Source organism: Mesobacillus boroniphilus, from assembly GCF_018424685.1.
Lineage (GTDB): Bacteria > Bacillota > Bacilli > Bacillales > Cytobacillaceae > Mesobacillus > Mesobacillus boroniphilus_A.
On record NZ_QTKX01000004.1, the window covers coordinates 1 to 13502 of the forward strand.

A 13502-nucleotide genomic window follows, 5' to 3' on the forward strand; every position below is an offset into this window, starting at 1 on the left:
ACCAAATAGTCTGGTGGCGATGGCGAGAAGGTCACACCCGTTCCCATACCGAACACGGAAGTTAAGCTTCTCAGCGCCGATGGTAGTTGGGGGTTTCCCCCTGTGAGAGTAGGACGCCGCCGGGCACACAAAAGAACAGCTGTAATGGCTGTTCTTTTTTTGTTTGTAAAAGTCGATAGAGCAAATGCAAGCGAGAAAGGGCAAGGAAAAGGAAACTATAAGTAGCACTCAAGAAGAGGCAATGGCTGCTCCAGATAAGCCTGGTGGAAAAGAAAGAAAAGCTGTCAGAACCTGATTTAAGTTCGGATAAGTAGTTGCTTGTTGCCCCTAAACTCCTGGTGCGTTGATCCAAGAAGGATTAACGCATTTTTTGTGGAATTTATTTAACAACCAGACATTTCTGATCTTCCCATTTATTCTACAATCATTATGATGGACTAATTACTTTTAGTTTTTTAAAGAGTGATTGGGATAACAGATGATATGAAAGAGTAAAATGGTGGATTTGAACTACTTAACGAATTGTACACAGATAATTTTTCTTATTGTAAGAAACATGCAATTTTTTAGCAGAAGGGCTAATAGGAGGAAAAAATGAATAAGCAATTTAATTTTTGGTCATTCATCTTTTCTACAATCTGGATTTTACTATTTTTTATAGTTTCCTCCACAGGGCCTATTAATTACACGATATTAGGCATACAACCATTCGTTCTGCTTTTATATGCAACCTTGCTGACTTTTGTAATAGGGCTTATAGGGATGTCAGCTATGGAAGATTGGAAGGGTATGGCTAGAAGTTTTTCGACAGTCATCATGACTTTAGGATTATCTGCATTTTTAGCTATCATTATATTTTTTGGCAATTTATTTAGTTAGTAGATAGCACTTATACAGGCACAAGTGAGTTCCTCAGAAAATAATATACCAGCCTTTTTCTTATGTAGCAGTTTTGTGAGAAGGCTTATGTACTATAGATAATATTGCTGGTCACATTGCCGATCTATCCAATTAGGCACTGACTCCTTCGTATAAAAGCTTGTCCAGAACAAATTTTTCATCGATGTTTCCAGATACAAGTTTCCACATGTTACAAAATGGGTATAATAACCAACACACCCCTTATTGTCATGTTTTGGCATACATAATTTTGACGAATATAATTCAGGATGCTTTCATTGCAACGGGAAAAATTTTTTTGTATAATTAACGTCAAATATAGTCAAAGTCAGATTGGGGGAGGTTTAGTGAGGAATATATCGGACATCATAGAACATTACCTTAAGCAGGTTTTGGAAATGAGCGATAAGGAAATCGTTGAAATCAAGCGAAGTGAAATCGCCGATAAATTTCAGTGCGTGCCGTCCCAGATCAATTATGTCATCAATACAAGGTTCACGATTGAAAGGGGCTATCTTGTTGAGAGTAAACGGGGCGGCGGCGGCTACATCCGTATCATCAAAGTCCAGGCTTATGATCATGCACATTTGATTGATGATTTACTGTCTTTGATTCAGACACGAATTTCGCAAAGCAGCGCTGAGCATGTCATTCTCCGTCTTGTTGAGGAAGAGGTAGTGACTGACCGCGAAGCAAAAATCATGCTGAGTGTGCTCGACAGGTCCGTCCTGTATATTGAGCTTCCACAGCGTGATGAACTGCGTGCGAGAATGTTGAAGGCAATGCTGATGGCATTGAAATATAAATAATATCAAAGCAGATAAAGAGGTGAGGGCATGATCTGCCAAGAGTGTAATCAAAGGCCGGCAACGCTGCACTTCACGAATTATTCAAATGGAGAAAAAACGGAACTGCACTTGTGTGAGATATGCGCACAAGAAAAAGGCGAACTGTTTATGATGAACAACAGCCCTGTTTTTTCGATCAATAACCTGCTTGCCGGATTGTTGAATATGGAACCTGCTTTTACGGAACAGAAAAAGGAAGCCTTTGACGCTGAGCAAGTTGCCAAGTGCCCGCAATGTTCGATGACGTTTCCACAGTTTGTGAAAGTAGGGAGGTTTGGCTGTGCGACTTGCTATGATGCTTTTCGCGAACAGTTGACCCCGATTGTAAGGAGACTCCATAGTGGTAATTCCATGCATAATGGGAAAATCCCTAAAAGAATTGGCAGCGACCTTCATTTAAGGAAAACAATCGATCAGCTTAAGCAAAATTTGAAGAACCTGATTTCAGCAGAGGAATTTGAGAAAGCTGCTGAGACGCGGGACCAGATCAGGGAACTTGAAAGGAAATTGTCAGCAGGTCAAGAGGGAGGGGAGTAGCCATGTCATTGGAGAAGTTTATCAATCAGGCTGTCAGCTCCTGGATGAGTGATGATGGTCCTGATTCAGATATCGTCCTTAGCTCTCGCATCCGCTTCGCAAGAAACCTTGATGAATATAATTTTCCGACGCTGTTCACCAATGGAGAGGCAGAAGTAGTAGTAGGTACGATTATGGAACGTGCCAATAATACATCACCAGCTACCTTTGGTCAGTTGGAAATGATTAAAATGGGTGAAATTCCACCTTTGCAGAAAAGGGTGTTAGTCGAGAAGCATTTGATTAGTCCGAATCTAGCAGAAAACTCGGTTCATGGTGCCGTCTTACTATCTGACAATGAAGAAGTGAGCATCATGATCAATGAGGAAGACCACATCAGGATTCAATGTTTATTCCCAGGCTTCCAGCTAAGTGAAGCTCTACAGGCTGCCAATGAAATCGATGACTGGCTCGAGGAATATGTTAATTATGCGTTTGATGAGAAGTTCGGCTATTTGACCAGCTGTCCGACCAATGTAGGCACCGGCCTAAGGGCTTCGGTGATGATGCACCTGCCTGGTCTTGTTTTAACACAGCAAATGAACCGTATTGTCCCGGCGATTAACCAGCTTGGTTTGGTGGTAAGAGGTATTTACGGCGAGGGCAGTGAAGCGCTCGGCAATATTTTTCAAATTTCGAACCAAATTACACTTGGAAAGTCGGAAGAGGACATTGTGGATGATTTGAAAAGTGTCGTAAGCCAGATTATATCTCAGGAAAGGTCGGCCCGGGAAGCATTAGCTAAGACTTCGAACATACAATTAGAAGACAGAGTGTTTCGGTCATATGGAACACTTGCCAACAGCAGAATCATCGAAACGAAGGAAGCCGCCCGCTGTCTATCTGATTTACGGCTTGGAATAGATATGGGTTTTATAAAAAATATTTCAAAATCGATTTTGAATGAATTGATGATATTAACTCAGCCTGGGTTTTTACAGCAATATGCGGGAGGACCCTTAAGACCGAATGAACGGGATATCCGCAGGGCTGCTTTAATAAGAGAACGTTTGAAAATGGAAACAAAAGACGAGTCAGGAGGATGATCTTATGATGTTTGGACGATTTACCGAGAGGGCACAAAAAGTATTGGCACTCGCACAGGAAGAGGCAATTCGCCTTGGACATAACAATATCGGCACAGAACACATCTTACTTGGCCTTGTGCGTGAAGGTGAGGGCATTGCGGCAAAGGCGCTTTACGGACTTGGTCTTGGAGCAGAGAAAATCCAGAAGGAAGTTGAAAACCTGATTGGCCGCGGCCAGGAAACTTCCCAGACAATCCACTATACTCCAAGGGCTAAGAAGGTCATCGAGCTTTCAATGGATGAGGCAAGGAAGTTGGGCCATTCTTATGTTGGAACTGAACATATCCTGCTCGGATTAATCCGTGAGGGAGAGGGCGTGGCTGCAAGAGTACTGAACAACCTTGGAGTCAGTCTCAACAAGGCCCGACAGCAGGTTCTTCAGTTGCTTGGAAGCAATGAAACTTCCGGACATCAGGGAGGAGGAGCGGCAAATGCCAACACTCCGACACTTGATAGCCTTGCAAGAGATTTAACAGCTATCGCAAGGGAAGGCAGCCTTGACCCGGTCATCGGCCGCAGCAAGGAAATCCAGCGTGTTATCGAAGTGTTAAGCCGCCGTACTAAGAACAACCCGGTATTAATTGGAGAGCCTGGTGTAGGTAAAACAGCTATTGCTGAAGGACTGGCACAGCAAATCGTCAATAATGAGGTACCGGAAATCCTTCGTGACAAGCGCGTCATGACTCTTGATATGGGAACTGTTGTTGCAGGAACTAAGTACCGCGGTGAATTTGAGGATCGCCTGAAAAAGGTCATGGATGAAATCCGCCAGGCCGGAAATATCATTCTTTTCATCGATGAGCTTCATACACTGATTGGTGCCGGCGGAGCAGAGGGTGCGATTGACGCTTCCAATATCCTGAAGCCTTCATTGGCGCGTGGTGAACTGCAATGTATCGGCGCGACCACACTTGATGAGTACCGTAAATACATTGAAAAGGATGCTGCGCTAGAACGACGTTTCCAGCCGATTACTGTAGATGAGCCGACTGCGGAAGAGTCAGTCCAAATTTTAAAAGGGCTTCGTGACCGCTATGAAGCTCACCATAGAGTATCGATTACGGATGCGGCAATAGATGCGGCAGTGAAATTATCTGACCGTTACATCTCTGACCGTTTCCTTCCGGATAAAGCGATTGACCTAATTGATGAAGCTGGTTCGAAGGTTCGCCTGCGTTCCTATACAACTCCGCCTAACCTTAAGGAGCTTGAGGTGAAGCTAGAGGAAGTACGCAAGGAAAAGGATGCTTCTGTACAAAGCCAGGAGTTTGAAAAGGCTGCTTCATTAAGAGATACAGAACAGCGTCTTCGTGAACAGCTAGAAAATACGAAGAAGTCATGGAAAGAAAAGCAGGGTAAGGAAAACAGTGAGGTGACAGTAGAAGATATCGCACATGTGGTATCCAGCTGGACGAATATCCCTGTTTCTAAGCTCGCGCAAACAGAAACAGATAAACTGCTGAACCTGGAGGAAATCCTTCACTCACGTGTCATAGGCCAGGATGAAGCTGTTAAGGCGGTTTCCAAGGCAGTAAGACGTGCGCGTGCAGGTTTGAAGGATCCGAAACGTCCGATTGGTTCATTCATCTTCCTTGGGCCAACAGGTGTTGGTAAAACGGAATTGGCAAGAGCTTTGGCAGAGTCGATGTTTGGAGATGAAGATGCAATGATTCGCGTCGATATGTCCGAGTATATGGAGAAGCATTCGACATCTCGTCTTGTTGGTTCACCTCCGGGCTATGTTGGATATGATGAAGGCGGCCAGCTGACTGAGAAGGTCCGCAGAAAGCCATATTCCGTCATATTGCTGGATGAAATTGAAAAAGCGCATCCGGATGTGTTCAACATTTTGCTGCAGGTACTCGAGGATGGTCGTTTGACTGACTCCAAGGGCCGAACAGTCGATTTCCGCAATACGATTATGATCCTGACATCCAATGTCGGAGCAGAAGCGTTAAAACGGAATAAGTATGTTGGCTTCAATATCCAGGATGGCGAACAGGATTACAAAGATATGAAGGGCAAGGTGATGGAAGAGCTGAAAAAGGCGTTCCGTCCTGAGTTCTTGAACCGTATCGATGAGATCATCGTCTTCCATGCTCTTGAAAAGCCACATCTGAAAGAAATCGTGACATTGATGTCTGATCAGCTTGTGAAGCGTTTGAGTGAACAGGAAATCACGCTTGAGCTGACAGAAGCGGCAAAAGAGAAAATATCCGAGGAAGGCTACGATCCAGAATATGGCGCACGTCCTTTGCGCAGGGCAATCCAGAAGCATATCGAAGACCAGCTGTCTGAAGAATTGCTGAAAGGAACCGTCCTCACTGGGCAAAATGTTGTCATTGATGTAGAAAATGGCGAGTTCGTCGTCAAGACACCAGAAGGATCGGCAAAAGCTTAAAATGGCTTAACATGTTAACAAAAGGGGTATACGTACTAAAATACGTGTACCCCTTTTTTCTAAAAAATCTTTTCATAATCATTGTTGGTTTCTCAAGTTCATTGTTGCAAGAACCCAATTGAATGCGGATTCGAAGATGTATTCAATTGCACCAGAACAACCTTTCTTAAATAGTTGGAATTACAGCATCTAAATATGAACATAATTAAATTGAACAAGTAAAAATTGTTGTTGCTTAACCTCAAAACACCCCGGAAGAAAAAATCACATATGTACTTCAGTCGCTATCATTTCTATTATTACTTGATTGGCTTTATTATAAAGATAATAACTTTTTTTATTGAGAGGCTAAGAAAATGGCGAAAAGAAAAACGAAATTCATGTGCCAGGAATGCGGCTATGAATCTCCCAAATGGATGGGGAAATGTCCGGGATGCGGACAATGGAATAAGATGGTCGAGGAAGTGGAGAGCACTGGCTCGACAAGAAGAGGAGCTTTTGCCAATACAGGAAATACGGGTGTTGCCGCAAAGGCTACTCCGATCACCAGTATTGAAACAATCAGCGAGCCGCGGATTACGACAGACTTGAATGAGTTGAACCGCGTACTTGGCGGCGGCGTTGTCAGGGGATCGCTTGTGTTGATTGGCGGAGACCCTGGTATCGGTAAATCAACACTATTGCTTCAGGTATCTTACCAGCTGGCCAAAAAGGCTCATTCAGTCCTTTATATTTCAGGTGAGGAGTCAATGAGGCAAACAAAGCTGCGCGCAGATCGCCTTGGAGTAACATCGGAAAACCTGCTCGTTTATTCGGAAACAAATCTTCATGAAATCAGCCTGACAATTGAAAATACCAAACCGGATTTTGTCATTGTGGACTCAATTCAAACCATTTTCCACCCGGAAGTGACCTCTGCTCCGGGGAGTGTGTCACAGGTAAGGGAATGTACAGCCGAGTTAATGAGGATTGCTAAAACAAAGGGAATTGCGATTTTCATCGTCGGCCATGTCACGAAGGAAGGCTCTATCGCCGGACCAAGGCTGCTGGAGCATATGGTTGATACAGTTCTTTATTTTGAAGGTGAGAGACACCATACGTATAGAATCCTCCGTGCCGTCAAAAACCGTTTCGGGTCGACGAATGAAATGGGTATCTTCGAGATGAAGGAAGTAGGTCTTGAAGAAGTGGCAAACCCTTCGGAGATTTTTTTAGAGGAAAGATCCCAGGGTGCTTCAGGTTCAACGGTCGTGGCCTCGATGGAAGGAACGCGGCCTGTATTGGTTGAAATCCAGGCGCTGATCTCGCCAACGAGTTTTGGGAATCCAAGGCGGATGGCTACTGGAATCGACCATAACCGCGTTTCGCTGCTGATGGCGGTGCTGGAGAAGCGTGTTGGGTTGTTGTTGGCTAACCAGGATGCTTATTTGAAGGTTGCCGGCGGAGTGAAGCTAGACGAACCGGCGATTGACCTTGCGGTGGCGGTCAGCATTGCTTCGAGCTTCAGGGATAAACCGACCCGCGCCTCCGATTGTATTATCGGTGAGGTGGGCCTGACCGGAGAAGTCAGGAGGGTCTCGAGGATCGAACAACGCGTCCAGGAAGCGGCGAAGCTTGGCTTTGAAAGAATTATTTTACCGGAGAATAATCTTGGCGGATGGACTCCACCACGGGGAGTGGAGCTTATCGGGGTATCATCTGTCAGCCATGCATTAAAAGTCACCTTGGGAGGTTGATGGATTGGAACATAGAGGGCTTGAAGAAAAAGGGTTAGGTGAAATCCTTCAATTTATCGCTCCAGGTACGCCCCTAAGGGATGGAATCGATAATGTGCTCCGGGCCAAGACAGGCGGTTTGATTGTGTTTGGATACAATGAAAAAGTTAAAAATCTGGTTGATGGCGGCTTTGAAATCAACTGCAGGTTCAGCCCTAGCTATCTCTATGAATTGGCGAAGATGGATGGCGCGATCATCCTAAATGAGACTGGAAGCAAAATCTTATTCGCCAACGCCCAGTTAGCTCCTGATACGGGAGTACCTTCTACCGAAACAGGGATGAGGCACAGGACAGCAGAACGTGTGGCGAGGCAGACAAAGGCACTAGTCATCGCGATATCCCAGCGAAGGAACGTCATTACCCTGTACCAGGGACACCTGCGCTATGCCTTGAAGGAGATCGGTGTCATCTTGACTAAGGCGAACCAGGCAATCCAGACGCTGGAAAAGTATAAAGTCGTCCTTGAACAAAGCATTACCAATCTGGGAATCCTCGAATTTGAGGATCTTGTTACCTATAATGACTTGCTTCAGGTTATCCATCGCTTTGAAATGGTACTGAGAATCAAGACGGAGCTTTTGACGTATTTGAGCGAGCTCGGACTGGAAGGGCGGCTGATCCGCCTGCAAATGCAGGAACTTTTATCTGAAATGGAAAGAGAAGCATTGCTTGTCATCAAAGATTATTCAGCAGCATCGGAAGTGAAGGCAGAAGATGTGATGGCTCGTTTCCAGGAGCTTTCGAAGGCCGGAGTCATCGAGGATTCTACCATCCTCAAGCTTCTTGGTCATCAGGGATATGTGCATATGGATGAATTCATCTGTCCTCGAGGATACCGGATGCTGAATAAGATTCCGCGTCTGCCGATGATCATTATCGAAAACTTGATCAAGCGTTTTGGCAAATTCACGAATATGATTTCAGCAACCGTAGAAGAGTTGGATGACGTTGAAGGTATTGGTGAAGTAAGAGCCCGGAAAATCAAAGAAGGCTTCAAACTCATTAGGGACCAGCTGATGGCAGACCGTCAAATGTAATCCCAGACATTGGCGGACTGCTTTTAATTGACACTATCATGACCCGGTGCTACTTTAAAGATGAGATTTACTCCTATAGAGATTATGGCAATCTTGCTGTTTGTCATTTTAATTGTACAAATTACGTAACCTTTGCCATGGTAAAATCGTATAATCATTTGGATGATTAAAATAGCTATGTTTAAAGAAAATGTTTTAATTACTAGGGTTTCAAAATTTGGAAGTTGTTTATAATGAGTAAAAGGAGGTGAAAGGATGTTAAGACGTATCATTCAAGCCTGCTTCCTGATCATTGGGGGAACGCTTGGTATATTCTTAATTCCTGATTTATTATCATTAATGAACGCGGGAGACATGACTCTCATCAATAATCCTTATGTTACTGCTGTTTTGGGCGCACTTATTTTTTATCTTCTTACTTTTTGGGCCGTAGATCCTGTGACCAATTTTGTGAAGTGGGCTGAAGAGTCGCTGATCAAGGCACCAATTACTGATGTCCTCTTCGGCAGTGTCGGCCTATTCTTTGGTTTGCTGGTGGCATTTTTAGTTGGATTTGCCCTAAATGCAATCCAGGTGCCTGTTGTGAATACAGTTGCACCGACGCTCCTGACACTTTTATTTGGTTACCTTGGATTCCAGGTAGGTTTCAAAAAGCGTGATGAACTGCTTGGTTTATTTTCAAAGTCGAAGAAAAAAGGCACTGAAGAAGAGACGGAAAAAGAAAGTCGTGCAAGAGAGTGGAAGATACTCGATACAAGTGTGATTATTGATGGCAGGGTTGCTGATATCTGCCAGACTGGGTTCCTTGAAGGCACCATCGTAATCCCGCAATTTGTCCTGGAAGAATTACAGCATATCGCTGATTCATCTGACGTGTTGAAGCGCAATCGCGGACGCCGCGGATTGGACATCCTTAACCGGATACAAAAGGAACTTAAGATTAAGGTTGAAATTTATGAAGGTGATTTTGAAGACATACAGGAAGTTGACAGCAAGCTGGTGAAGCTGGCAAAGCTGACAAATGGTGTTGTCGTCACGAATGATTTCAACCTGAACAAAGTATGTGAATTGCAGAAGGTTGCTGTGCTTAATATTAATGACCTGGCCAATGCGGTAAAACCAGTTGTCCTTCCAGGAGAAGAATTGAGTATCCAGGTAATCAAGGATGGCAAGGAACATAACCAGGGCATTGCGTACCTGGATGATGGCACCATGATCGTAGTCGAAGAAGGCCGCGATTATATCGGAAAGCGTATCGATGTGCTCGTAACAAGTGTGTTGCAAACATCAGCCGGCAGGATGATTTTTGCAAAGCCAAAACTGTTGGAAAAAAGCATAATCAGTTGATCCATCCCCGGATGGACCAAGCCTGTATGGGCAGTTGATTCCCGCTTCCTTCATGAATTCCTTGAAGGCGTGAAGCAGGAACTCGACTGCCCGTTCATATGTAAAAGTGTGTATGAATAAGGTTAGTTGCTTTATTTTGTGGATTTTTCAACTTGAAATGTTGAATGAGTAGAAAAATAGATGGGAGTTTTCGTCATGACTTATCAGGTCATTATTCCAGCTGCGGGTCAGGGAAAGAGAATGGGAGCAGGGAAAAACAAGTTGCTGCTGACTTTGGAAGGCGTCCCGATTCTGATTCATACACTTAGGGTGTTTGAAGCAGATGATGATTGCTCTGGCATCATTCTCGCCATCAACCCGAGTGATGAACAACAGTTCAAGTCTTTATTGAAAGAGTACGGTATACATAAGGTTTCTTCGTTTGTCACTGGCGGCAAGGAACGCCAGGACAGTGTTTATAACGGACTGATGGCAGTCCATTCCTTGGATGGGATCGTGCTAGTCCATGATGCTGCTCGTCCATTCATCAAAATAGAAACCATACGCAATCTTGTAGATGCTGCAAGCAAGGATGGCGGATCAATCGTGGCTGTCCCTGTTAAAGATACAATCAAGAAAGCGGCCAACAGCATGGTAGCCGAAACAGTTGAGCGTTCAAGCTTGTGGGCAGTCCAGACCCCTCAGGCTTTTCGCGTTTCCGTATTGCTTGAGGCACATAACAAGGCAATGAGAGAACAATTCATCGGTACAGATGAATCAAGTCTTGTCGAACGGATCCCGCATCCGGTCAGCATCATTGAAGGGGACTATGATAATATTAAGCTGACAACACCAGAAGATTTATATTTTGCCGAAGCGATTTTGCGGAAGCGGAAAGAATCCGGTGTTTGATAAATTGTTTGTGATTTTTTTATTCTTAATCAAAGGGCCAAACCTAGAGACAGTATGCGTTTGGCAGGCAATAATAAGCGAGTTATCATACAGAAAAAAACAGGATTTTTAAAGGAGTAATTCACTATGTTTCGTATTGGACAAGGTTTTGATGTACATCAACTGACGGAGGGCAGGCCGCTGATCATTGGCGGAATCACAATTCCATATGAAAAGGGGCTTCTTGGCCACTCGGATGCCGATGTGCTTTTACATACGGTAGCTGATGCATGCCTTGGGGCAATTGGCGAAGGAGACATCGGCAGACATTTCCCGGATACTGACCCTGAATTCAAGGACGCAGATTCAGCCAAATTACTTGAACATGTGTGGAAGATTGTGAAGGAAAAAGGATACGAGCTTGTGAATATAGACTGTACGATTATCGCCCAACAACCTAAAATGGCACCGCATATTGGAGCCATGCGTGAAAGGATTGCGGGATTATTGGAAGGCACCCCTGACCAGGTGAATGTAAAGGCGACAACGACAGAAAAGCTCGGTTTCCCAGGAAGAGGAGAAGGCATTGCATCACAAGCAACAGTTTTGCTGAAGCAGGCGGACAAATAAAGTATTTTTTAAGCCACTTCCGCTTTTATATTTGAAAATGATACAATAATGGACAGCTATATTAGAGGAGGATTCACTATGTCATCAGATATCCGGGTGCGTTACGCGCCGAGTCCGACTGGACATTTACATATCGGGAATGCCCGTACAGCACTATTCAACTATCTATATGCACGGAACAGGGGCGGAAAGTTCATCATCCGCATTGAAGATACTGATAAAAAGCGCAATATCGAAGGCGGAGAGCAGAGCCAATTGAAGTACCTTCAATGGCTTGGGATCGACTGGGATGAGAGTGTCGATGTTGGCGGCGAATATGGACCTTATCGCCAGTCAGAGCGAAACCACATATATGAAAAATACAATCAGGAGCTTCTGGAAAAAGGGCATGCCTATAAGTGCTATTGCACGGAGGAAGAGCTGGAAGCTGAGCGCGAGGAGCAGTCTGCACGCAATGAGACTCCTCATTATTCAGGACGCTGCCGAAACCTTACAGCAGAACAGCAGGAGCAGTTTGAAAAAGAAGGACGCCAGCCGAGCCTCCGTTTCAAGGTGCCTGCAGGCAAGATCCTTAAGTTCGATGATATGGTAAAAGGCGACGTGAGCTTTGAATCAGATGGGATGGGTGACTATGTCATCGTTAAGAAAGATGGTACGCCAACCTATAACTATGCGGTTGTCATCGACGACCATTTGATGAAGATTTCCCACGTACTTCGCGGCGATGACCACATCTCCAATACACCGAAGCAGCTTGTGATTTATGAAGCGTTTGGCTGGGAGCCGCCGGTATTTGGCCATATGACATTGATCGTCAACGAAAGCCGCAAGAAGCTGAGCAAGCGAGACGAATCAATCATCCAGTTTATCGAGCAGTATGAAGAGCTCGGTTATTTGCCAGAAGCATTGTTCAATTTCATCACACTTCTTGGATGGTCTCCATCAGGTGAAGAAGAGATTTACTCTAAGGATGAATTTATCGAGATTTTCGATCCGGCAAGACTTTCAAAATCGCCTGCGCTCTTTGACCAGCAGAAGCTTGCGTGGATGAATAACCAATATATGAAAAAGGCTGATCTGGATCGTGTTGTCGAGCTAGCGCTGCCTCACCTTGTCAAAGCTGGAAAAGTCAGCGAGAACCGTACAGAGGAAGAGGATGCCTGGGTTCGCGGCCTCATTTCCCTCTATCATGATAAAATGAGCTTCGGAGCGGAAATCGTTGAGATGTCTGATTTATTTTTCCGCGATGAGGTAAACTATGATGAAGAAGCAAAAGAGGTCCTTGCAGGCGAGCAGGTGCCTGAGGTGCTGAACGCATTCCTTGCAGAAATTGATAAGCTTGAAGAGTTCAAGGCGGATGCAATCAAGGCAGCGGTCAAGGCAGTTCAAAAAGGAACTGGCCATAAAGGGCAAAAGCTGTTCATGCCAATCCGTGCGGCTGCCACAGGGCAAACACATGGACCAGACCTGATGCTTGCAATGGAACTGATCGGGAAAGAAAAAGTGAAGGAAAGAGTCCAGAAGCTTTTGGGCTAATAACTTTTTTAAGCTGTTTTAGTTAACAGAAATTCAAAAATGTAATATAGTAAGAGTAATTCTATATAAACAAAGTGTTGAAGAGGAAAAGTAGAAGGATGACGCTTATTAGAGAGAACCATCATCGGCTGAAAGTGGTTCAGGCCTCTCATTTTTTGAAATGCGCCTCGGAGTCCCAATGCAAAAAGGCAATCGATGCCTGAGTAGTATCGGGCGGGTCCCCCCGTTAACAGGTGAAAGTTGAGGCTATTGCTTAATGTAGCCTAAACAGAGTGGAACCGCGCATATCAAGCGTCTCTGTCGTATACGACAGGGGCGCTTTTTTATATGGTGTATTGGCAGGCGAGTTGGGTAATGTGACCGAAAAATGAAGGAACATCACTTTACGGTCACATAAATCCAAATTAGTAAGGATATTTCCCAATGTCGGCTGTAAAGGTGCTCACTAATGAGCAATAACAAAAGTGAATTTTTAAAAGAAGGAGGATTTCA

The 13502-nt window shown here is 44.5% G+C and carries 11 protein-coding genes, 1 rRNA gene and 1 other annotated feature; all 12 genes read left to right on the top strand.

The window, feature by feature from the left end:
• Positions 1–9 precede the first annotated feature (9 nt).
• Positions 10–125, top strand: a 5S ribosomal RNA gene (gene rrf, locus DYI25_RS20800).
• A 469-nt stretch (positions 126–594) separates the two neighbouring features.
• Entirely contained in the window at positions 595–879 is a 285-nt protein-coding gene (locus DYI25_RS20805) for a hypothetical protein (protein WP_213372570.1), read from the top strand.
• A gap of 368 nt (positions 880–1247) precedes the next feature.
• Positions 1248–1709 carry a CtsR family transcriptional regulator gene (locus DYI25_RS20810; RefSeq protein ID WP_213372572.1) on the top strand — a complete coding sequence of 154 codons (462 nt, stop codon included), beginning with the start codon at positions 1248–1250 and terminating at the stop codon, positions 1707–1709.
• A gap of 27 nt (positions 1710–1736) precedes the next feature.
• On the top strand, positions 1737–2285 hold the full coding sequence (locus tag DYI25_RS20815; protein ID WP_213372574.1) for a UvrB/UvrC motif-containing protein: 549 nt from the start codon (positions 1737–1739) through the stop codon (positions 2283–2285).
• Positions 2286–2287: 2 nt separating this feature from the next.
• Positions 2288–3370, top strand: a complete 1083-nt coding sequence (locus DYI25_RS20820) for a protein arginine kinase (RefSeq protein WP_213372576.1) — start codon at positions 2288–2290, stop codon at positions 3368–3370.
• Positions 3371–3374: 4 nt separating this feature from the next.
• On the top strand, positions 3375–5813 hold the full coding sequence (gene clpC, locus DYI25_RS20825) for an ATP-dependent protease ATP-binding subunit ClpC (RefSeq protein WP_213372578.1): 2439 nt from the start codon (positions 3375–3377) through the stop codon (positions 5811–5813).
• A 356-nt stretch (positions 5814–6169) separates the two neighbouring features.
• Positions 6170–7549, top strand: coding sequence for a DNA repair protein RadA (gene radA, locus DYI25_RS20830; protein ID WP_213372580.1), 1380 nt, complete (start codon positions 6170–6172; stop codon positions 7547–7549).
• 4 nt (positions 7550–7553) lie between these two features.
• Positions 7554–8627, top strand: coding sequence for a DNA integrity scanning diadenylate cyclase DisA (gene disA, locus DYI25_RS20835; protein ID WP_213372582.1), 1074 nt, complete (start codon positions 7554–7556; stop codon positions 8625–8627).
• Positions 8628–8882: 255 nt separating this feature from the next.
• Positions 8883–9974: a PIN/TRAM domain-containing protein gene (locus tag DYI25_RS20840; protein WP_213372584.1), complete on the top strand. Its 1092-nt coding sequence runs from the start codon at positions 8883–8885 to the stop codon at positions 9972–9974.
• A gap of 195 nt (positions 9975–10169) precedes the next feature.
• Positions 10170–10865: a 2-C-methyl-D-erythritol 4-phosphate cytidylyltransferase gene (gene ispD / locus DYI25_RS20845; RefSeq protein WP_213372586.1), complete on the top strand. Its 696-nt coding sequence runs from the start codon at positions 10170–10172 to the stop codon at positions 10863–10865.
• Positions 10866–10991: 126 nt separating this feature from the next.
• Positions 10992–11474, top strand: coding sequence for a 2-C-methyl-D-erythritol 2,4-cyclodiphosphate synthase (gene ispF / locus DYI25_RS20850; protein WP_213372588.1), 483 nt, complete (start codon positions 10992–10994; stop codon positions 11472–11474).
• A gap of 78 nt (positions 11475–11552) precedes the next feature.
• A complete protein-coding gene (gene gltX, locus DYI25_RS20855; protein ID WP_213372590.1) occupies positions 11553–13010 on the top strand; it encodes a glutamate--tRNA ligase in 1458 nt (485 codons plus the stop codon).
• A gap of 68 nt (positions 13011–13078) precedes the next feature.
• Positions 13079–13312, top strand: a binding site (T-box leader).
• Positions 13313–13502 lie beyond the last annotated feature (190 nt).